At 68.0% G+C, this 21,552-nt stretch carries 19 protein-coding genes; 14 read left to right on the forward strand and 5 right to left on the reverse strand.

Annotated features, from left to right (window positions below; all coding sequences use genetic code 11):
• Positions 1–124 precede the first annotated feature (124 nt).
• The 3 genes from pufL to pufC are packed head-to-tail and all read left to right on the forward strand — an operon-like array spanning position 125 to position 3,024.
• A complete protein-coding gene (gene pufL / locus GGD90_RS17430) occupies positions 125–943 on the forward strand; it encodes a photosynthetic reaction center subunit L (RefSeq protein WP_207301940.1) in 819 nt (272 codons plus the stop codon).
• Positions 944–958: 15 nt separating this feature from the next.
• Positions 959–1,942, forward strand: coding sequence for a photosynthetic reaction center subunit M (gene pufM, locus GGD90_RS17435; protein ID WP_153114718.1), 984 nt, complete (start codon positions 959–961; stop codon positions 1,940–1,942).
• Positions 1,939–3,024, forward strand: a complete 1,086-nt coding sequence (gene pufC / locus GGD90_RS17440; RefSeq protein ID WP_153114717.1) for a photosynthetic reaction center cytochrome PufC — start codon at positions 1,939–1,941, stop codon at positions 3,022–3,024. Before pufM ends, pufC begins: the two co-directional genes overlap by 4 nt.
• 261 nt (positions 3,025–3,285) lie before the next feature.
• On the opposite strand, the gene bchJ is transcribed toward pufC, so the two are convergent.
• From bchJ to chlG, 5 genes are read right to left on the reverse strand one after another with little or no spacing between them, the layout of a single operon-like run.
• Complete coding sequence (gene bchJ / locus GGD90_RS17445; protein ID WP_153114716.1) at positions 3,286–3,900, reverse strand: bacteriochlorophyll 4-vinyl reductase; 615 nt, start codon at positions 3,898–3,900, stop codon at positions 3,286–3,288.
• Positions 3,901–3,950: 50 nt separating this feature from the next.
• Positions 3,951–4,280: a hypothetical protein gene (locus GGD90_RS17450; RefSeq protein ID WP_153114715.1), complete on the reverse strand. Its 330-nt coding sequence runs from the start codon at positions 4,278–4,280 to the stop codon at positions 3,951–3,953.
• A gap of 32 nt (positions 4,281–4,312) precedes the next feature.
• Positions 4,313–5,557 (reverse strand): geranylgeranyl reductase family protein, encoded by a 1,245-nt coding sequence (locus GGD90_RS17455; RefSeq protein WP_153114714.1) that lies wholly within the window; start codon positions 5,555–5,557, stop codon positions 4,313–4,315.
• A gap of 30 nt (positions 5,558–5,587) precedes the next feature.
• Complete coding sequence (locus GGD90_RS17460) at positions 5,588–6,910, reverse strand: BCD family MFS transporter (protein WP_153114713.1); 1,323 nt, start codon at positions 6,908–6,910, stop codon at positions 5,588–5,590.
• On the reverse strand, positions 6,910–7,794 hold the full coding sequence (gene chlG / locus GGD90_RS17465; protein WP_153114712.1) for a chlorophyll synthase ChlG: 885 nt from the start codon (positions 7,792–7,794) through the stop codon (positions 6,910–6,912). The genes GGD90_RS17460 and chlG overlap by 1 nt, the downstream gene beginning before the upstream one ends.
• 237 nt (positions 7,795–8,031) lie before the next feature.
• Between chlG and bchF the strand changes: the two genes are divergently transcribed.
• The 11 genes from bchF to puhE form a co-directional block, all read left to right on the forward strand.
• The gene (gene bchF, locus GGD90_RS17470; RefSeq protein WP_153114711.1) at positions 8,032–8,565 is read left to right on the forward strand and encodes a 2-vinyl bacteriochlorophyllide hydratase; all 534 of its coding nucleotides are present in this window, start codon (positions 8,032–8,034) and stop codon (positions 8,563–8,565) included.
• A gap of 5 nt (positions 8,566–8,570) precedes the next feature.
• Positions 8,571–9,914 (forward strand): ferredoxin:protochlorophyllide reductase (ATP-dependent) subunit N, encoded by a 1,344-nt coding sequence (locus GGD90_RS17475; RefSeq protein WP_153114710.1) that lies wholly within the window; start codon positions 8,571–8,573, stop codon positions 9,912–9,914.
• 30 nt (positions 9,915–9,944) lie between these two features.
• Complete coding sequence (gene bchB, locus GGD90_RS17480; RefSeq protein ID WP_153114709.1) at positions 9,945–11,645, forward strand: ferredoxin:protochlorophyllide reductase (ATP-dependent) subunit B; 1,701 nt, start codon at positions 9,945–9,947, stop codon at positions 11,643–11,645.
• The gene (locus tag GGD90_RS17485; protein ID WP_153114708.1) at positions 11,620–15,468 is read left to right on the forward strand and encodes a magnesium chelatase subunit H; all 3,849 of its coding nucleotides are present in this window, start codon (positions 11,620–11,622) and stop codon (positions 15,466–15,468) included. Before bchB ends, GGD90_RS17485 begins: the two co-directional genes overlap by 26 nt.
• Positions 15,465–16,400 (forward strand): ferredoxin:protochlorophyllide reductase (ATP-dependent) iron-sulfur ATP-binding protein, encoded by a 936-nt coding sequence (gene bchL, locus GGD90_RS17490; RefSeq protein ID WP_153114707.1) that lies wholly within the window; start codon positions 15,465–15,467, stop codon positions 16,398–16,400. The genes GGD90_RS17485 and bchL overlap by 4 nt, the downstream gene beginning before the upstream one ends.
• A 15-nt stretch (positions 16,401–16,415) precedes the next feature.
• Complete coding sequence (bchM, locus tag GGD90_RS17495) at positions 16,416–17,213, forward strand: magnesium protoporphyrin IX methyltransferase (RefSeq protein WP_221227831.1); 798 nt, start codon at positions 16,416–16,418, stop codon at positions 17,211–17,213.
• A complete protein-coding gene (locus GGD90_RS17500; protein WP_153114706.1) occupies positions 17,210–18,643 on the forward strand; it encodes an MFS transporter in 1,434 nt (477 codons plus the stop codon). Before bchM ends, GGD90_RS17500 begins: the two co-directional genes overlap by 4 nt.
• 26 nt (positions 18,644–18,669) lie before the next feature.
• Positions 18,670–19,452: a photosynthetic reaction center subunit H gene (gene puhA / locus GGD90_RS17505; protein ID WP_153114705.1), complete on the forward strand. Its 783-nt coding sequence runs from the start codon at positions 18,670–18,672 to the stop codon at positions 19,450–19,452.
• Complete coding sequence (gene puhB, locus GGD90_RS17510; protein WP_153114704.1) at positions 19,449–20,108, forward strand: photosynthetic complex putative assembly protein PuhB; 660 nt, start codon at positions 19,449–19,451, stop codon at positions 20,106–20,108. The genes puhA and puhB overlap by 4 nt, the downstream gene beginning before the upstream one ends.
• Positions 20,109–20,115: 7 nt before the next feature.
• Positions 20,116–20,580: a photosynthetic complex assembly protein PuhC gene (gene puhC / locus GGD90_RS17515; RefSeq protein WP_184415287.1), complete on the forward strand. Its 465-nt coding sequence runs from the start codon at positions 20,116–20,118 to the stop codon at positions 20,578–20,580.
• A 214-nt stretch (positions 20,581–20,794) separates the two neighbouring features.
• A partial coding sequence (puhE, locus tag GGD90_RS17520; protein WP_184415289.1) for a putative photosynthetic complex assembly protein PuhE occupies positions 20,795–21,552 on the forward strand: 758 nt, incomplete at its 3' end.

Consider the following 21,552-nt stretch of genomic DNA (forward strand, 5'->3'; position numbering starts at 1 on the left):
AAGAGTCGTTTGCCGAAGGAATCGGGCGGGGCGGGTGAAGGGTGCTCGCGCCCGTTCGTTTCCGGGAGCGCTATAAGGAGGCAGCCAGGGGCATGCCTTCCGATCGGAGGATCGAACGATGGCAATGTTAAGTTTTGAAAGGAAGTACCGCGTTCGCGGGGGCCAGCTGATCGGAGGCGAGTCGCTGGACTTCTGGATCGGTCCGTTCTATGTAGGCTTCTTCGGGATCACGGCGGTGATGTGCGCCCTGATGGGGACGCTGCTGATCGTACTGGGCGCTTCGTGGGGTCCGACGTGGAACCTGTGGCAGATCAGCATTGCGCCGCCGGATCTGAAGTACGGGCTGGGGGTCGCACCCCTGCGCGAAGGGGGTCTGTGGCAGGCGATCACGGTGTGCGCCATTGGCGCTTTTGTTTCGTGGGCGCTGCGTGAAGTCGAGATCTGCCGCAAGCTGGGGATCGGCTTTCACATTCCGTTTGCATTCAGCTTTGCAATTCTGGCGTACATCACGCTGGTCGTCATTCGCCCGGTGTTGATGGGTGCGTGGGGACACGGCTTCCCGTACGGCATCATGAGTCACCTGGACTGGGTGTCGAATACCGGCTACCAGTACCTGCACTTCCACTACAACCCGGGTCACATGCTGGGGATCGCGTTCTTCTTTACGACGACGCTGGCACTGGCGCTGCACGGTTCGCTGATCCTGTCGGCGACGAACCCGGGCAAGGGTCAGGTCGTGAAGACGGCGGAACACGAGAACACGTTCTTCCGTGATGTGGTTGGCTACTCGATCGGCGCACTGGCGATTCACCGTCTCGGTCTGTTCCTGGCCCTGTCGGCGGCCTTCTGGAGTGCGGTGTGTATCGTCATCAGTGGTCCCTTCTGGACGCATGGCTGGCCGGAATGGTGGAGCTGGTGGCTGCAAATGCCGAACTGGCGCTAACAGGGAGCGACACAAATGGCCGAATATCAAAACATCTTCAACCAGGTACAGGTGCGCTCGCCGGCGCACCACGGCGTGCCGCACTCGCGTGGCCAGTCGGGCCGCATCGGGCAGCCGTTCTTCATGTACTGGCTGGGCAAGATCGGCGACGCGCAGATTGGTCCGCTGTACCTGGGCTTCACCGGTGTTGCATCACTGGTATGTGGTTTCATCGCCATCGAGATCATCGGGCTGAACATGGCCGCGCAAGTGGGCTGGAGCCCGATGGAATTCGTGCGGCAACTGCCGTGGCTGGCGCTTGAGCCGCCGCCCGCGAAGTACGGCTTGTCGTTTCCGCCGCTGGCGGAAGGTGGCTGGTGGCTGATGGCGGGCTTCTTCCTGACGCTGTCGATCCTGCTCTTCTGGGTGCGCACCTATCGCCGCGCCGTTGCGCTCGGCATGGGCACGCACGTCGCCTGGGCGTTTGCCTCGGCGATCTGGCTGTACCTGGTGCTCGGTTTCATCCGCCCGGTGATGATGGGCAGCTGGTCCGAAGCCGTACCGTTCGGCATCTTCGCCCACCTCGACTGGACGGCGGCGTTCTCGATCCGTTACGGCAACCTGTACTACGATCCCTTCCACATGCTCTCCATCGCTTTCATGTATGGCGCGACGCTGCTCTTCGCCATGCACGGTGCGACGGTTCTCGCGGTCTCCCGTCTCGGCGGCGAACGCGAACTCGAGCAGATCACCGACCGCGGCACCGCCTCGGAACGTGCTGCGCTGTTCTGGCGCTGGACGATGGGTTTCAACGCGACGATGGAATCGATTCACCGCTGGGGCTGGTGGTGCGCCGTGCTGGTCACGCTGACTGGCGGCATCGGCATCCTGCTCTCCGGCACCGTGGTCGACAACTGGTATCTGTGGGCGATCAAGCATGGTGTGGCGCCGCCGTACCCGCAAGTCTTCCCGGGAGTCGTTGATCCGGCCACCTTGACGACGACGGGGGTGACGCAATGAACGCCAGGAATCAGAAGCTTGCCTGGGCCGCTGGCGCCCTCGGCCTGATCGCCTTCACCGCCGGCTGCGAACGGCCGCCGGTTGATACGGTGCAGCGTGGTTACCGGGGTCTCGGCATGGTCGAGGTGTACAACCCGGCCAAGACCGCGGCACTCGCCGCCACGCAGCAATCGCCGGCAGCAACGCCGGCGGTCGCGGCGGCCGGCGTGCCGGCTGCCAGCGTCTATCAGAACGTGCAGGTGCTCAAGGATCTGGACATCAGCGAATTCAACCGCCTGATGGTCTCGATCACGCAGTGGGTGGCACCGGAAGTTGGCTGCTCGTACTGCCACGCTGACGGCGACCTCGCTGCCGACACGGTCTACACCAAGGTCGTGTCGCGGCGCATGCTGGAAATGACGCGTCACATCAACAGCGACTGGAAGGCCCACGTCGCCGAGACGGGCGTCACCTGCTACACCTGCCACCAGGGCAAGCCGGTACCGAGCAACATCTGGTTTGCCGATGCCGGACCGAAGTCGGGTGGGCAGATGGCGAAGCGGCAAGGGCAGAACGCCCCGGCCCCGGCCGTCGGTCTGACCTCGCTGCCGTTCGACCCCTTCAGCATGTTCCTGGAGAAGTCGACGGCGGTCCCGGTCATCTCGAAGACTGCGCTGCCGGTCAAGGGAGCGAACCCGGCTGACGTGAAGACGGCGGAAGCGACCTACGGCCTGATGATGCACATCTCCAAGGCACTCGGGGTCAATTGCACGTACTGCCACAACACCCGTTCGTTCGCCGAATGGGAAGCCAGTACGCCGCAACGGCAGACCGCATGGCACGGTATCCGTCTGGTGCGTGACCTCAACGTCACCTACCTTGATCCGCTGACGCCGGTGTTCCCGAAGAACCGTCTGGGTCCGCAGGGTGATGGTCCGAAGGTCAATTGCGCCACTTGCCACAACGGCGTCTTCAAGCCGCTGTACGGCGTGAGCCTGGCCAAGGAGTACCCGTCGCTGCACAATCCGGCGAAGGCCGCGGCAGCAGCACCCGCAGCGGCCCCGGTCGAAGCGGAAGCGGCGCCGGCAGCATCGGGCACCTGACGCACGACGTAACACGCAAGACGCAACAAGCGAAGCGGCCAGCCTGGCAACAGGCTGGCCGTTTTGTCATGGGCGTTCGGTGGGCGTTGCGAGGGAGGCGTCCACCGCTTAGCGCCGTCAGGCCGTGGGCCGGCGGCGCCTCATGGTTTCACAAATCGTTGCCGCCGGCCCACGGCCTGACGGATGAGCCGGTGAGGGGTGCGCGAAGGTGTTGATGGTGCTGCCGGGCTTGCCACTGCTACGTCGGTTGCCTGCGCGGACCTACCAGCGCAGCGCGAAGACGCAGGCGGGGGCGCCCTGCGCCTGACAGCGGATTTCCTCGACGCTGGTGCGCGCGCTGACGAGCTCGCTGAAGATGCGTGCGAAGGTGCCGGCGTAGAAGTCGCAGACCGGATGATCGGTGTGTGCACCCTGGCACACCGGGCCATCGGCGATGGTCAGCAGCAAGGGCGCTTCTGCGCTGCCGAACTCGGCCGAGAAGGCACCGCTGCCGGTGAAGGTCCAGGCGTGCTGGCCGATCGCCTTGACCAGGATGCGCGCGGCGAGCGGTGCCGGCGTGACGCGCAGCACGCGCTGCGCCGGCCGCGGGATGCGGTGCGCGAGCAGATAGTCGCCGGTGCGCCGGCCGGCATCGCGGCCGATCCTGGCGAGCAGGTCGGGTGCCAGATGCGCGCGCAGCGTCGTATGCAGCTGCGTCACCCAGGCCTCATCGACCATCGCCGTTGGTAGCGTGGCGAGGCACTCGGCGAGTCCGGCCTCGCCGAACAGCGTTTCAGTGGTGGCACGTCCGCAGGCGGCGTCGAGCGCCTCGCCCATGCGGATGATCGCGTTCGGGCCGATACGGCCGGCGTGCGCGGAAGGATGCGGGTCAGTCATGCGGGGCTCCGGAAGGGGCGAGAGAGCGCAGGGGCCGCGGGCGTCTTCGCTCAGCCGCGCCGCCAGCGGCGGACGAGGTCGGCGACATGCGTGAGCAGCGCCAGCGACAGGCAGCCGGCGAGCAGCAGCGGGTCGGCGCCGCTCAGCGCAACGCGCAGCGCGAGGATCAGGCTGGCGCCGGCGCCGAGGTTGATGAGCAGGTCGGCCAGAGCCGGGCCGCGACGCGTCAGCCGCCGCCAGACGATGAGCAGCAAGCCCTCGGCGACGAGGAGGACGAGCAGCAGATCGGCGATGCGCCCGTCAGGGATCAGTCCGGCGACGAAGTCGATGACGGGGGCGAGGGGAGTGATGAGGGGGCCGACGGCGGCGAGCGCGTCCATCGCTCATGCTCCCCGTCGCCGACGCTCCGCCATCACGCCTTCGACAGGCCGAGCAGCTGTGCCACGTCCTTGAAGAAGACGCGAACGTGCGCGAAGGGCTTCTTCCTGACCAGACGCTTGTGCAGGTAGGACTCCCAGGTCAGGTCCTGGATGTCCGGGTCGGCGCACAGCTTGACGAACTTCTCGCGGCGCGAGTCGGAGGTGTACCAGAAGCGTTGCAAGAGGCCGAGCGCCCAGAAGACTCGGCCGTGCGCCTTCATGAAGCGTTTGCGCGCGAGCGCCAGCGAGGCGGCGTTGCCGCTCGCAAGGTAAGCCTCGACCGCCTCGGCGGCGTAACGGCCGCCGGCCAGCGCGTAGTAGATGCCTTCGCCGGACGCCGGCGCGACGCAGCCGGCGGCGTCGCCGGCGAGCACTACGTCGCGGCCGTTGTCCCACTTCGCCAGCGGTTTCAAGGGCAGCGGCGCGCCTTCGCAGCGCAGCAGCTCGGCGCTATCGAGGCCGGCGATCCGGCGCAGGTCGGCAGTGGCTTTTCTGAGGGGGAAACCCTTGATCTCGCTGCCGACGCCGATGCTCATGGTGTCGCCGTGCGGGAACACCCAGCCGTAGAAGTCGGGCGAGACGCGGCCCTGGTAATAGACGTCGCAGCGGTCGGTGTTGCCGCCTTCGGGCGTGCGCACGATCTCGTGGTAGGCGAAGACGTAGCGCATCTTGTCGGCACCCGGTACGCAGTGTTTGGCGACCTGCGAGTTGGCGCCGTCGGCGCCGATGACGGCACGGGCACGCACCTGGCGTTCGACCGTGCCACTGCTCGCTGGCAGGTCGACCGGGTTGAGTCCGTCCTGACCGGCGACGTCGCCTTCGGCCGCGGTGGCGGCGACGGTCTCGCGGTAGTGCACGATGGCGCTGCCGTCGGTATCACGCGTGATCTTCAGGTAGTTGCCCTGGCGGCGCACGGCGCCGTGGCTGGCGGCGCGATTGCGCAGCCATTCGTCGAAGTCCTTGCGGTCGACGAGACCGACGAAACCGATCGGGATCGGCATGTCGACGGCGCGGCCCGACGGCGCGATCATGCGCGCCGATCTGGCGCGCGCGACCAGCACCTCGTCTTCGGGCAGCTCGAATTCCTTCAGCGCCTGCGGCGGAATGGCGCCGCCGCAGGGCTTGATGCGGCCACCGCGTTCGAGCAGTAGAACCTTGCGTCCGGCTTTCGCCAGATCGTTCGCTGCCGTCGCCCCCGCCGGGCCGCCACCGATCACTACTACGTCGTACTGGTCCATTGTTTTTCCCCTGTCCTGTATTCCTTGAGCCTATCCCTGGTTGGCCGCCTGCGCGAGCAGTTCGCCCGTCGTCGGCGTCTTGTCCGCTTCGCCAGCCTCCGCCGCGACGATGAAGCGCGCCGCGAGCCGTGCCGAGTAAATGAACAACAGCGCCTCGCCGGCGAAGACGACGGCGTAGGCGTGGATCTGCGAATCGAGCAGGGCACGCGCCGCGTCGGCGGCAACGGTGCCCATGAAGCCGCCGATGGCGAAGGCGATCGCCTGCGCGGCGCCCCACAGCCCCATGCGCACGCCCTCACGCGAGGCGCGGCCGGCGCCGGCGAGGTTCATCATCGAGCCGATTGCCGAGACGGCAAAGGCGCCGTTGGCGGCACCGAGCAGGAAGACGTTGGCGCGCAGCGGCCACTCGGCACCGACGATGCCGCCGCTCGCGAGTGCCAGGAGCGCCAGCGCCGAGGCGAGGCAACCGCCGATCGTCCATTGGCGCAGCGTGCCGAAGCGGCCGCTCAAGAAGCCGACCAGCAGCATGCCGCAGAGCACACCGCCGTGCTGCAGACCGGAGAGCATCGTCGACTGTCCCGGCGTCAGCCCGAAGATGGCACCGGCAAAGGGCTCGAGGATCAGGTCCTGCAGGCTGTACGAGAGCATCGAGATGAACACGAAGAGCGTGAAGCCGCGCGCCACCGGTTCGTCCCAGACCTGTGCCAGCGCGGTGCGGAAGGAGGGGCGCTGCTCCTCCTCGATCGCTGCCGCATGCTCGCCTTCGACGCCCCACACGGCGGCCAGCGCCAGTGTGAAGGCGAGCAGCGAGACGACGCCTGAGACGAGCATCAGGCGCTCGAGCGAGAACGGGTCGAGCAGCTTGCCGCCGATGCCGGCGGTGATGATGAAGCCGACGATCATCATCACCCACGCCGTCGTCGCCGCCGCGCCGCGGCGCTTCGGCTCGACGCGCTTGGCCAGCAGCACCAGCAGCGAGGTGCCGGCGGCACCGGCACCGAGACCGATGGCGGTGAAGGCGATGGCGCCGAGAATGACGCCGAGCGTGACATTGCTTTCCATCACCGCGGTGGCGACGGCGGCGCCGAAGCCGCCGAGGGCAAGCACCGCCATGCCGCCGATGATCCACGGCGTGCGCCGTCCGCCGACGTCGGAGCCGTAACCGAGGCGCGGGCGCAGCAGCTGGACGACGTGATGGATGCCGACCAGCGCACCGGGAATCATTGCCGGCAGCGCCAGTTCGACGACCATGACACGGTTGAGCGTCGAGGTCGTCAGCACGATGATCGCGCCGAGCGCCGTCTGCACCAGGCCGAGGCGGACGATGCCGAGCCAGCCGATGTGGCGGCTCATTACACTGTGGCCCCGATGGCGCGGATGCCGATCGCGGTCGCCATCATCCCCGAGACGTAGAGGGTGACGCCGAAGGCCGAGAGGAAGAGGGCGTTCTTGACCGGGGCCTTGAGGAAGCGGGCCATGAGCACGAGCTGGGCGGCGAGCAGCGCGGCGACGATGCCGGCCTGCAGCGGCCGCTCCCAGTGGCTGAGCAGCGCGATGACGACGAGTTGCGGTGCCACCATCGACGCACACGCCCAGCGCGCGGCGTTCTGCACGCCGAGGACCACCGGCAGCGATTTCAGGCCCATCTGCGTATCGCCCTCGATCGCCTTGAAGTCATTGAGCGTCATGATCCCGTGCGCGCCGAAGCTGTACAGCGCGGCAACGAGCAGCGTCTCGTTCGGCGGCAGCGCGCCACCGGCCATGACCACGGCGCCGGTCACCCAGGGAATGCCTTCGTAGGAGATGGCGACCGCGCCGGGGCCCCACCAGCCGCTGCGCTTCAGGCGGAAGGGCGGTGCCGAGTAGGCCCACGCGAAGGCCATGCCGAGCGCGGCGGCGGCGAAGCCCCACGGACCGAGCAGGGTGGCGACCGCCATCGACAGGATCGTCCAGATGATCGCGATGTACAGACCCCAGCGACCGGGGATGCGCCCCGACGGGATCGGCCGCATCGGCTCGTTGATCGCATCGACGTGACGGTCGAACCAGTCATTGACCGCCTGGCTGGTGGCGCAGATCAGCGGCCCGGCGAGGACCACGCCGACCACCAGCAGCAGCCAGTGTTCGGCCAGAGACGCGCCGGAAGAGGCGACCCCGCAACCGAAGGCCCACATCGGCGGAAACCAGGTGATCGGTTTGAGCAGTTCAAGGACGGCGGAGGGCTGGGGGCGATTCATCGGCGGAGCTTATAGCGGTCGGCAGAGTTAACGTCAAGACGGGTGCTACGGTAGCGCGCTTTTGGCCTGCTGCGGGCGTGTTTTTTTGCGCCATGCCGGGTTGGGCCGATCGCCCGTAAACGCCCGTGCCATCTGGGTTTTCCGGGATCGGGGGAGGGCTATTACCTTGACAGAAGAGGGCGCTCTCTCTACATTTGCCGGCTGATCAAAGTAGGCGACCGACCGGAGAAGTGCGCGATGCATCAAGTCAAGGCCGCAAGCGAACGGCGCGCAGGCCTCTATACCGACGAAGAACGTCAGCGCCGGGACGCGTCCAAGTGGACCCTGGTCCAGGGTGTTCTCGCTCCGCTGCAGTTCCTGGTCTTCCTCGTCAGCCTCGTGCTGGTGCTGCGCTATCTCCTCACCGGTGAAGGTTTCGACGCGGCGACGATCTCGATCCTGGTCAAGACCTTCGTGCTGTACACGATCATGGTCACCGGCGCCATCTGGGAGAAGGACGTCTTCGGCCAGTACCTGTTCGCGCCGGCCTTCTTCTGGGAAGACGTGGTCAGCTTCGTCGTCATCGCGCTGCACACGATCTATCTGTGGGGCCTCCTCACCGGCCAGCTGACGCCGCACGAACAGATGTTCGTCGCGCTCGCCGCCTACGCCACCTACGTCATCAACGCCGCCCAGTTCCTGCTGAAACTGCGCGCGGCACGCCTGCAGGCTGCCGCCGCCGCACCATCCGCCGCTGCGTCCGCGCGCGCCACCGCCGGGGCCGGCCAATGAACGACATGAATCCATCCGCCACTGCTTCTAGCGCACTTCCCCCTGCATCTCCCCCAGCTTCTTCCGGCGCTGCCGAGCTGCCCTGTGCGCCGGCCGTCGCCGGCCAGCACATCAGCCTCCAGCACGAGCGCGGCCAGCAGCAGGTGTTCTGCGGACTGGCCGGCATCGTCTGGCTGCACCGCAAGATCCAGGATGCCTTCTTCCTCGTCGTCGGTTCGCGCACCTGCGCGCACCTGATGCAGTCGGCCGCCGGCGTGATGATCTTCGCCGAACCGCGCTTCGGCACGGCGATCATCGAGGACCGCGATCTCGCCGGTCTCGCCAACGCGCACGCCGAGCTCGACCGCGTCGTCACGCGACTCCTCGAGCGCCGGCCCGACATCCGCATGCTCTTCCTCGTTGGCTCCTGCCCGTCGGAAGTGATCAAGCTCGATCTGGCGCGCGCCGCCGAGCGTCTCTCGCAGACCTTCGCACCAGCGGTGCGCGTCGTCGACTACAGCGGCAGCGGCCTGGAAACGACCTTCACGCAGGGCGAGGACGCCTGCCTCGCGGCACTGGTGCCGCTCTTGCCGGCAGCGACCGACAGTGCGCCCTCGCTGCTCGTCGTCGGCACGCTCGCCGATGTCGTCGAGGACCAGTTCCGCCGCCAGTTCGCGGCGCTTGGCATCGGCCCGGTCGATTTCTTCCCGCCGCGCCGCTCGACCGCGCTGCCGGCCGTCGGTGCGAACACCCGCTTCCTGCTCGCCCAGCCCTATCTGCGCGATACCGCGCGCGCGCTCGAAGGGCGCGGCGCCACGCACCTGCCGGCGCCGTTCCCGCTCGGCGCCGAAGGCACGCTGGCCTGGCTCAAGGCCGCCGCCGACGCCTGGAGAGTGTCCGATGCCGACTTTGCCACGGCGACCGCCGCCGGCGTCGAGCGCGCCGAACGCGCGCTTGCGCGCTACCGGCCGGCGCTCGCCGGCAAACGCGTTTTCCTGTTCCCGGACTCGCAGCTCGAACCGGTGCTGGCGCGCTTCCTCTCCCGCGAACTGGGCATGACGCTGATCGAGGTCGGCACGCCCTTCCTGCACCGCGCGCATCTGGCGGCCGAACTCGCGCTGCTGCCCGCGGGCACGCTCATCACCGAGGGCCAGGACGTCGACGCGCAGCTCGACCGCTGCCGCGCCAGCGCGCCCGACCTCGTCGTCTGCGGTCTGGGTCTCGCCAACCCGCTCGAGGCCGAAGGCATCGCCACCAAGTGGTCGATCGAACTCGTCTTCTCGCCGATCCACGGCTTTGACCAGGCCGGCGATCTGGCCGAACTTTTTGTGCGCCCGCTCGAGCGCCGCCAACGGCTCACCGGCCTCTAGTCCATCGAGTCCACCCTAGGCACCTCTTCCATGCAACTGACCGTCTGGACCTACGAAGGACCCGCGCACGTCGGCGCGATGCGCGTCGCCACCGCCATGCAGGGCGTGCATTACGTGCTGCATGCGCCGCAGGGCGATACCTACGCCGATCTCCTGTTCACCATGATCGAGCGCCGCGCTGCGCGCCCGCCGGTGACTTACACCACCTTCGCCGCGCGCGATCTCGGCGGCGATACCGCCGAGTGCTTCAAGCGCGCCGCGCGCGATGCCGTCGCCCGCTACGCGCCGCAGGCGCTGCTCGTCGGCGCCTCGTGCACCGGCGAACTGATCCAGGACGATCCGGGCGGCCTCGCGCGCGCGCTCAATCTGCCGATCCCGGTGGTGCCGCTCGAACTCTCGTCCTACCAGCGCCGCGAACACTGGGGCGCCGCCGAGACCTTCTACCAGCTGACGCGCGCCATCCTCGCGCCCAAGCTGCCGAAGCCCGGCCAGACCCGGCCGCCGCGCGCGCCGGGTGTGGCGCCGTCGTGCAACATCCTCGGCTCGCTGGCGCTCGGTTTCCGCCACCGCGACGACATCGTCGAGATCCGTCGCCTGCTCGAGGCGCTCGGCATCCGCATCAATGTCGTCGCGCCGCTCGGTGCCACGCCCGCCGATCTGGCGCGCCTGCCCGACGCCGATTTCAACGTCGTCCTCTATCCCGAGATCGCCGGCCAGACCGCCTCCTGGCTCGCGCGCAGCTTCGCCCAGCCGGCGACCAAGGTGATTCCCGTCGGCGTCGGCGCGACGCGCGAGTTCATCGCCGAAGTCGCCGCGCTCGCCGGTGTCGATCCGGCGCCGGTGTTGAATGACCCGGCGCTGCGCCAGCCCTGGTACAGCCGCTCGGTCGACTCGACCTACCTCACCGGCAAGCGTGTTTTCCTGTTCGGCGAGGCCAACCGCGTCATCGCCTGCGCGCGCATCGCCGCGCGCGAACTCGGCTTCACCGTCGTCGGGCTGGGCGCCTACAACCGCGAGTTTGCCCGCGAAGTCCGCGCCGCCGCCGCGCTCTACGGCGTCGAGCCGCTCATCACCGACGACTACCTCGAGGTCGAGGCGAAGATCGCCGAGCTGCACCCGGAACTGGTGCTCGGCACGCAGATGGAACGGCACACCGCCAAGCGCCTGGCGATTCCCTGCGCGGTCATCTCGTCGCCGGCGCACGTGCAGGATTTCCCGGCGCGCTACTCGCCGCAGATGGGCTTCGAAGGCGCCAATGTGCTCTTCGATACCTGGGTCCACCCGCTGATGATGGGCCTCGAGGAACACCTGCTGCAGCTCTTCCGCGAGGACTTCGAATTCAACGACGCGCCCTCGCACCTCGGCGCCGCCTCTGGCGCGATGCAGGCATCTGGCGCAGAATCCGCCGCGTCGGCGCCGGTGGCCAGCGCTGCGCCGCCGGCCGCCGCCACGGCGACGGCCTCGCCGCTGCCAGCGGGGCGCGACGAGACCACGAGCGCCACCCCCGCCGCCGCAACGACCACTGTATCGACCACCGCACCGACCGCCGCACCAACTACCGCCAGCGATATCCTGCGCTGGTCGGCCGAAGCCGAGCAGGAACTGAAGAAGATCCCCTTCTTCGTTCGTGGCAAGGCGCGCCGCAATACCGAACGCTACGCCAGCGAACGCGGCGTGACGTTGATTACCGTCGAGGATCTCTACGATGCTAAAGCTCACTTCGGCCGCTAAGAAGAAAGCTGCCGCAGCCGCCAAGGCCGCAGCCGCCACCCCGATCCGCGTCGTCATCGTCACCCTCGATGACCACCTGGCGAGCGCCGCCGCGCGCGCGCAGGCGACGCTGGCGCGCGAACTGCCCGGCCTCGAACTGAAGCTGCATGCCGCCACCGAATGGCTCGAGGACGGTGCCGCGCGCGAACGCTGCCTCGCCGACATCGCCCGTGCCGACATCATCGTCGCCACCATGCTCTTCCTCGAGGAGCACATCCAGGCCGTACTGCCGGCGCTCACCGCGCGCGCGCCGCACTGCGACGCCGTCGTCGGCTGCATGTCGGGCGGCGAGATCGTCCGCCTGACGCGCCTGCACCGCTTCAAGATGGACGGATCCTCCGGCGGCACGCTGGCGCTCCTGAAGCGCCTGCGCGGCAAGGATGATGGCAAGGACGGCGGCAAGGAGAAGCAGGACAAGCAGGGCTCGGCCGGCGCGCAGCAGATGAAGATGCTGCGCCGCATCCCGCAGCTCTTGCGCTTCATCCCCGGCGCCGCGCAGGACGTGCGCGCCTATTTCCTCGCGCTGCAATACTGGCTCGCCGGCTCCGACGACAACCTCGCCAACCTGGTGCGCATGCTCGTCGACCGCTACGCCGACGGCGAGCGCCTGCCGCTGCGCGGCACGCTCAAGGCGGCGCCGCCGACCGAGTACCCGGAAGTCGGCCTCTACCATCCGCGTCTTTCCGGGCGCATCGGCGAGCAGCGCGAGGCACTGCCGAAGCCGAAGAACGCCCGCGGCACCGTCGGCCTCTTGATCATGCGTTCCTACGTGCTCGCCGGCAACGCCCGCCACTACGACGCGGTGATCGACGCGCTCGAAGGGCAGGGCCTCGCCGTCGTCCCGGCCTTCGCTTCCGGCCTCGACGCACGCCCGGCGATCGAGACCTTCTTCCTCAAGGACGGCAAGAGCAGCGTCGACGCCGTCGTCTCGCTGACCGGCTTCTCGCTCGTCGGCGGCCCGGCCTACAACGACGCGCACGCCGCCGAAGACATCCTCGCCCGCCTCGATGTGCCCTACATTGCCGCGACGCCGGTCGAATTCCAGACGCTGCAGCAGTGGCGCGAATCCGACCGCGGCCTGATGCCGGTCGAGTCGACGATGATGATCGCCATCCCCGAACTCGACGGCGCCACCGGTTCGATGGTCTTCGGCGGCCGTATCGCCGAGGGCGCCGGCCGCTGCCCGGGCTGCACGCGCGAATGCGTCCTGCCGACCGGCGACGCCGAACGCGACATGAACGGCTGCGAAGAACGCATCGAGATGCTCGCCGCCCGCGTCGCCCGCCAGGTCACGCTGCGCCGCACGCCGCCGGCTGAACGCAAGATCGCCATCGTCATCTTCAATTTCCCGCCGAACGCCGGCAACATCGGCACCGCCGCCTTCCTTTCGGTGTTCGCGTCCTTGCACAACACGCTGACGGCCATGAAGGCCGCCGGCTATCAGGTCGAGGATATCCCCGCCAGCGCCGACGAACTGCGCGATTCGATCATCGTCGGCAACGCCGCGCGCTATGGCGCCGATGCCAACGTGCACCACCGCATCCCGGCCGACGACCATGTCCGCCGCGAGAAGTACCTCGCCGAGATCGAGGCGCAGTGGGGCCCGGCGCCCGGCCGCCAGCAGAGTGACGGCAGCAGCATCTTCGTGCTCGGCCGCCAGTTCGGCAACGTCTTCGTCGGCATCCAGCCCTCGTTCGGCTACGAAGGCGACCCGATGCGCTTGCTCTTCGAGAAGGGCTTCTCGCCGACGCACGCCTTCTCGGCCTTCTATCGCTACCTGCGCGAGGACTTCGGCGCCAGCGCCGCGCTGCACTTCGGCACGCACGGCGCGCTCGAATTCATGCCCGGCAAGCAGACCGCGCTGTCGTCGGCGTGCTGGCCCGACCGCATGGTCGGCGACCTGCCCAACCTCTATCTCTACGCCGCCAACAATCCGTCCGAAGGCGCCATCGCCAAGCGCCGCTCGGCAGCGACGCTGATCAGCTACCTGACGCCGCCGATCGCGCAGGCCGGTCTCTACCGCGGCCTCGCCGATCTGAAGTCCTCGCTCGAACGCTGGCGCGGCCTCTCGCCCGAAGACGCCGCGCACTCGGCGCAGATCCCCGACCTCGCCGCGCTGATCCAGCTGCAGGCCGCCGCCGTCGATCTCGATGTCGCCGAACCGGCCTGGCCGACCGACCTCGAATCGCTGACGCCGCGGCTCGCCCGCCTGCAGGAAGCGATCGTCGAACTCGAACAGACGCTGATCCCGCACGGCCTGCACGTCGTCGGCGTCGCGCCCTCGCGCGCCGAGCGCATCGACTTCCTGCGCGCCTTGAGCGAAGCCTCGCACGGCACCATCCTGCCGGTCGAGGCGATCGCCACGCTGGTCGACGGCGACACGCCCGAAGGCGCCGCCGCGGCCATGGCCGCCGCCACCGGCCAACCGGTCGACCAGAAGACGCTGCAGGTCTTGCGCGAACTCGCCGCCACCGACCGCCTGCTCGCCGAGGAACACGAGATCAAGGCCATCCTGCGTGCGCTCGACGGCCGCTTCACGCGCCCGGCGCCCGGCGGCGACCTCGTGCATACGCCGGCGATCCTGCCGACCGGCCGCAACCTGCACGGCTTCGACCCCTTCCGCATCCCCTCGGCCTTCGCGCTGCAGGATGGCGCACGCCAGGCGCAGCGCCTGCTCGAACGCCACCTCGCCGACGGTAATCCGTTGCCCGAATCGATCGCGCTCGTCCTCTGGGGCTCCGACAACCTGAAGAGCGAAGGCGGCCCGATCGCGCAGGCGATGGCACTGCTCGGCGCCGAACCGCGCTTCGATTCCTTCGGCCGTCTCGCCGGCGCCAACCTGATTCCGCTCGACCGCCTCGGCCGCCCGCGCATCGACGTGGTGATGACGCTCTCGGGCATCTTCCGCGACCTGCTGCCGCTGCAGACCAAGCTCTTGGCCGAAGCCGCCTACCTCGCCGCCGTCGCCGACGAGCCGCCGGAACTCAACTTCGTGCGTAAGCACACACTCGCCTACCAGGCGCAGCACGGCTGCGACATCGAAACCGCCGCCCTCAGAGTCTTCAGTAACGCAGACGGCGCCTACGGCTCGAACGTCAATCGCCTGATCGACAACGGCCGCTGGGAAGACGAGGACGAACTCGCCGAAACCTACACCCGCCGCAAGTGCTTCGCGCACGGTCGCACCGGCAAACCGGTACAACAGGCGGCGCTGCTCAACAGTGCGCTCGCCGACGTTTCGCTCACCTACCAGAACCTCGAATCGGTCGAACTCGGCGTCACCACGCAGGACGTCTATTTCGACACGCTCGGCGGTATCAGCCGCGCGGTGAAACGCGCCCGCGGCGAGTCGGCACCGGTCTATATCGGCGACCAGACGCGCGGCGACGGCGTCGTGCGCACGCTCGGCGAACAGGTGGCGCTGGAAACGCGCACACGCATGCTCAACCCGAAGTGGTACGAAGGCATGCTCAAACACGGCTACGAGGGCGTGCGCCAGATCGAGGAACACGTCACCAACACCATGGGCTGGTCGGCAACCACCGGCGAAGTCGCGCCCTGGGTGTATCAGCAGATCACGCAAACCTACATGCTCGATCCGGAGATGCGCGAACGCCTCGCGCAGCTCAATCCGACCGCGTCGGCCAAACTCGCCAACCGCCTGCTCGAAGCGCAGGCGCGCCAGTACTGGTCGCCCGACGACGACGTGCTCGACGCCCTGCGTCGCGCCGGTGAAGAGCTCGAAGACCGCATCGAAGGTGTAGACATGGGAATCGCCGCATGACGCAAGGAAACAACAGCTTCACCGACACGCAGACCGTGCCCTTCTCGGCCATCAGCCGCCCCGGCCACGAACACGACGACGGCGAGGGCAGCGTCCAGGTCGCCGCCGAGGCGATCCGCCTCGGGTCCGCCAAGGTCTTCGCCGTCTACGGCAAGGGCGGCATCGGCAAGAGCACGACTTCGTCGAACCTCTCGGTCGCCTTTTCCAAACTCGGTCACCGCGTCCTGCAGATCGGCTGCGATCCGAAGCACGACTCGACCTTCACGCTGACCAAGTGCCTGATCCCGACCGTCATCGACGTGCTCGAATCGGTCAACTTCCATCCGGAAGAGCTGCGCCCCGAAGACTACGTTTTTCCGGGCTACAACGGCGTCATGTGCGTCGAGGCCGGCGGCCCGCCGGCCGGTACCGGCTGCGGCGGCTACGTCGTCGGCCAGACGGTCAAGCTCCTCAAGCAGCACCACCTGCTCGAGGAATCGGACGTGGTGATCTTCGACGTCTTGGGCGACGTCGTCTGCGGCGGCTTCGCCGCGCCGCTGCAGTTCGCCGAGCGCGCGCTCATCGTCACCGCCAACGACTTCGACTCGATCTTCGCCGCCAACCGCATCGTCGCCGCCATCGAGGCCAAGTCACGCGACTACCAGGTGCGTCTGGCCGGTCTCGTCGCCAACCGCAGCGCCGCCACCGACCAGATCGACAAGTTCAACGCCGCCACCGGCATGCAGACGCTGGCGCGCCTGCCCGACCTCGACGTCATCCGCAAGAGCCGCCTGAAGAAGGCAACGCTGTTCGAGATGGAGCCGACGCCCGAAGTCCTCGCCGTCCAGGCCGAGTACCTGCAGCTCGCGCAGCGCTTGTGGGACGGCAGCACCGCGCTCGACGCCTCGCCGCTCAAGGATCGCGACATCTTCGACCTGCTCGGTTTCGACTGAACGGCGGAGCGACCCGTGAACAACGAGCACCCCAACACGCCCGCCACCATGACGGCGGCGACCAGCACCCCGAGCAGCTCAGCGGCCGCCGCACCGGCAGCCGACACCACGCACTCCTACCGCGAACGCCGCGGCGAACTGGCGACCTATTTCGACCGCACCGCCAGCGACAAGTGGGTGGCGATGACCTCGGACACGCCGCTCAACCGCATCCGCGCGACGGTGCGCGCCGGCCGCGAGCGCATGCGCGCGACCTTGCTCTCCTACCTGCCCGCCGAGCTCAATGGCCGTCGCCTGTTCGACGCCGGCTGCGGCACCGGCATGCTGTCGATGGAAGTCGCCCGCCGCGGCGCTTCCATCGTCGCCATCGACCTCGCCGGCACGCTGGTCGCGCAGGCACAGGTGCGCGCCGCTGCCGATCCGGTCACCGCCGCCATCGATTTTCGCGTCGGCGACATGTTCGATCCGGCCCTGGGTGAGTTCGACCACGTCGTCGCCATGGATTCGCTGATCCACTACGATGCCCGCGACGTCGTCCGCGTCGTCCGTGGCTTCGCCGCGCGCACGCGCGGCTCGATCGTGTTTACCTTCGCGCCGAAGACCGGGCCGCTCGCCTTGATGCACGCCGTCGGCAAGTTTTTCCCGCGCGGCGACCGCTCGCCAGCGATCGTTCCGGTCGGCGAAACGCAACTCAGACGCCTCATCGCCGAGGAGCTGCCCGACTGGCGCATCGGCCGCAGCGAGCGTATCGTCTCCGGCTTCTACACCTCGCAAGCGCTTGAGCTGCTCGCCCCTGGGTTTTCCGCACCATGAGCAAGATCAATCTCATCGTCCGTAGCTGGGTCGCCATGGGCGCCAGCTACATGCCCTTCGCCGATGCCGCCAGCGAAGGACTGCCGCTCTCGCGCCTGCTGCGCCTGTCGCTCTTCCAGGTCTCGGTCGGCATGGCCACCGTGCTGCTCACCGGCACGCTCAACCGGGTGATGATCGTCGAACTCGGCGTGCCGACCTGGCTCGTCGCGCTGATGGTCTCGCTGCCGCTGGTCTTCGCCCCCTTCCGCGCACTGATCGGCCACAAGTCCGATCACCATCGCTCGGCCCTCGGCTGGAAGCGCGTTCCCTATATCTGGATGGGCACGCTCCTGCAGTTCGGCGGCCTGGCGATCATGCCCTTCGCGCTACTGTTGCTTTCCGGCGACACCACCGTTCCCGTCTCGCCGCTCTACGGCCAGGCCGGCGCCGCGCTCGCCTTCCTCCTCGTCGGCGCCGGCCTGCACACGACGCAGACCGCCGGCCTCGCGCTCGCCACCGATCTGGCCGACGACGAAACCCGCCCACGCGTCGTCGCCCTGTTCTACGTCACCTTGCTCCTCGGCATGCTCGTCTCGGCGCTGGTCTTCGGCGTGCTGCTCGCCGATTTCAGCCAGATCCGCCTGATCCAGGTGATCCAGGGCTCGGCCGTACTCACCCTGGCCCTCAATGTCGTCGCCCTGTGGAAGCAGGAAGCCAGAACCCGCAATAACGCCACCGGCGAACCCGCCCCCGACTTCCGCGCCTCATGGCGCGAATTCATCGCCCAGCCCAACGCCGCCCGCTTCCTCACCGTCGTCGGCCTCGGTTCCGCCGCGTTTTCCATGCAGGACATCCTGCTCGAACCCTACGGTGGACAGATCCTCCATCTGGCCGTCGGTGCTACCACCACGCTCACCGCCGCCGCCGCCGCCGGCGCGCTCGCCGCTTTTACCCTCGCCGGCGTCCGCCTCTCGCGCGGCGCCGATCCAATTCGCCTCGCTGCCATCGGATCGGCCGTCGGCGTGGTCGCCTTTATGGCAGTAATTTTTGCTGCAGTCACTGAATCTGCGGTATTATTTTTCGGGGGCGCTGCGTTGATCGGTTTCGGCGGCGGGCTGTTTTCCGTCGGAACCCTGACCTCCGCGATGTCGCTCGATCAGGGCGGCCGAAGCGGACTCGCCCTCGGTGCGTGGGGAGCCGTGCAAGCCTCCTGCGCAGGTGGTGCGATCGCCCTCGGCGGTGCGATTCGCGATGTGGTAACCGGACTGGCAGCGCAGGGGGCGCTCGGTCCGACGCTCAATACTCCGGCAACGGGCTTTGAAGCGGTCTACTGCATCGAGGTCGCCTTGCTCTGCGTCACGCTGATCGCGATCGGACCTCTGGTCCGTCGCCGAGGCGGGCCGCCGTCGCAGTCGACATCAAGGTTCGGCCTCGCCGATTTGCCCGGCTAGGTTATTTTGTCAAGGAGGTTAAAAATATGCCAACCGCCGCGATCACCAGCCACGTCGATGTGGCGCAGCTGACGCTCTACGCATTCTGGATTTTCTTCGCCGGTCTCATCATCTATCTGCGCCGCGAAGACAAGCGCGAGGGCTATCCCCTCGAGCATGACGTCGTCGGCCGCGGCGGACGCGCCGGCTACAACGGCCTGCCGATCCCGCCCGATCCCAAGACCTTCCTCCTGCGCTCCGGCGAAACCGTCGCCAAACCCGGCCCGGTCTCCGAACGCGAAATCCTCGCGACGCCGAACAGCCCGTACCCCGGCTCGCCGCTCGTCCCGACCGGCAACCCACTGGTCGACGGCGTCGGCCCCGCCTCCTACGCCCTGCGCGCCGATGTGCCCGACACCACCCTCGACGGCGCACCGAAGATCGTCCCGATCCGCGTCGCCACCGACTTCTGGCTGCCTGAAGGCGAAGTCGATCCGCGTGGCCTGCCCGTCGTCGCCGCCGATGGCGTCGTCGCCGGTACCATCCGCGAGATCTGGGTCGACCGCTCCGAAGTCTGCGCCCGCTACTACGAAGTCGACGTCAACACCGCCAACGGCGTCCGCGCCGTCCTCGTGCCGATCAACTTCACCCGCTTCAAGAAGGCCGCCGGTCAGGTCAACGTCATCGCCCTCCTGGCGCAGCACTTCGCCGACATCCCGGCACTAAAGAACCCCGATCAGGTCACTCTGCGCGAGGAAGACCAGATCGTCGGCTACTTCGCCGGCGGCAAGCTCTACGCTGAACCTTCGCGTCTCGGCCCGGCGTTTTGAGCGGTAGCCATGAGAACGAGCCGATCCGCGGCCTCCCGGGATTCCTCCCGGAAGGCGAGCGGATCCTCTGGCAAGGGTCTCCTCACTGGCCGACCCTTGCCCGCACCGCCCTTCACCTCAACAAAGTAGCCGCCTACTTCGTCATCCTGCTGGCCTGGCGTCTGCTCTCGCTCGCCACCGATGACGTGCCCGCCAGCCACGCGCTGCTCGGCGCCCTCTGGCCGTTGCCGCTGGCCTTCATCACCCTCGGCCTGATCGCGCTGTTCGCCTGGCTGATCGCGCGTACCACCGTCTATACGCTGACCAATCGCCGCGTCGTCATGCGCATCGGCGTCGCCCTCTCGGTGACCATGAATTTCCCCTTGCGCGTCATCGCCGCCGCCGATCTGTCAACCTACGCCAACGGCACCGGCAATATCCCGATCCGCCTCGGCAGCGATGACCGCATCGCCTATCTGCATCTGTGGCCGCATGCGCGCCCCTGGCGCTTTTCCCGCGCCGAACCGATGCTGCGCGCCATCCCCAATGCCGCCCACGTCGCCGAACTGCTCGCCTCCGCGCTCGCCGATTGCCATGCCGCCCGCCCGGTAGCCAACATCGCCTCCGCCGCACCCGCGCCCCTGCCCAGCAATCCCCTCACGTCGCCTTCGGCCTGATTCCCTCGTGCACGACGAACCCGAATTCGGCTCGCAGCCTTTCCCGCGCGCACCGCTCATCGCCGCCGCCATCCTCATCGCCGCTACCCTCATCGGCGTCGGCATCGCCCGCTATACCGGCTTCGATCCGCGCGTCGCCCCGCCCGCGCCCAGCCTCGAATCGCGCATGCTCTCGTTTACCCCGCGCGCCGACGGCTCCCTCGTCGTCATCGATGCCGATAGCCGCCAGGAGGTCTACGTCCTGCCCGCCGGCGAGGACGGCTTCCTGCGCGCCAGCCTGCACAGCATCGCCCGCGAACGCAAACGCCAGGGCATCCCCGACGATGCTCCCTATCAGCTCATCGCCCATCGCGATGGCCATCTCTCGCTGGTCGATACGCCCACCGGCCGCAGCTTCGATCTCGGCTCCTTCGGCGGTTCCAACGCCGCCGTCTTCGCCCGCCTGCTGCCGTCAGCCACCGCCGCCCGCTGAGAATTTTCAGGGCCAGCAGCACGGCCGCCGCGAACTCTTCCCGGCTACACCTGCCCAAGCCTTGCCCCTGTTCATCCGCCGGCAAACCGACTACCCTGCCGCCTGATCGACGCCAGACGGCGCCACCGTCTTCGCCACCGTCGCTGTTCCCGAGAACGCTGCACCGGCCCGTCGCCCCTTTTGTTACGGCTCTTCCAAGACTCCGCCCGCCTTCATGACCGACTTCGCCGCCTACGGCATCCCGGCCGCGTTCGCCGCCTTCGTCTGGTGGTCGTCCACGGGCGCCATCCTCTTCCTCGACGGCCTGCCACGCCGTACCTTCCCCTGGTCAATGGCCGGCGCCTCGCTCCTCCTCGTCTTCGCCCTCGTCGGCCTCGACGCAAGCTCCCGCGAAACCACCGTCACCGCCGCCTACCAGGCCTTCTTCTGCGCCGTCATCGTCTGGGGCTGGCTCGAAATGAGCTTCCTCATGGGCTTCATCATCGGCCCCCGCCGCTCACTCTCACATCCCCCCACCGAAGGCTTCCAGCGCTTCCGCAACGCCACCGAGGCCATCGCCTATCACGAGTTCGCCCTCGTCATCGCCGCCGCCATCGTCGTCTTCCTCACCTGGGAAGCCCCCAACCTCGTCGGCACGCAAACCTTCGCCGTCCTCTGGCTGATGCGCTTCTCCGCCAAACTCAATCTCTTCCTCGGCGTCCCCAACCTCTCCGCCGAACTCCTCCCCGAACATCTCTCGCATCTGCGCCAGTACCTGACGCGGCGACCGATGAACCTACTTTTTCCGGTATCGGTCTCCGCCGCTTCCGTCGTCGCGACCCTCCTCGTCGCCGCTACCTTCGATGCGACCCCCGGCTCCTTCGAGGCCACCGGCCTCGCCCTCGTCTCCACCCTCCTCGTCCTCGCCATCCTCGAACACTGGTTCATGGTCGTCCCCCTCAACGGCGCCAAACTCTGGCTCTGGTCTTTGCA

This window comes from Rhodocyclus tenuis (assembly GCF_014197755.1).
Classification (GTDB): Bacteria; Pseudomonadota; Gammaproteobacteria; order Burkholderiales; family Rhodocyclaceae; genus Rhodocyclus; species Rhodocyclus tenuis.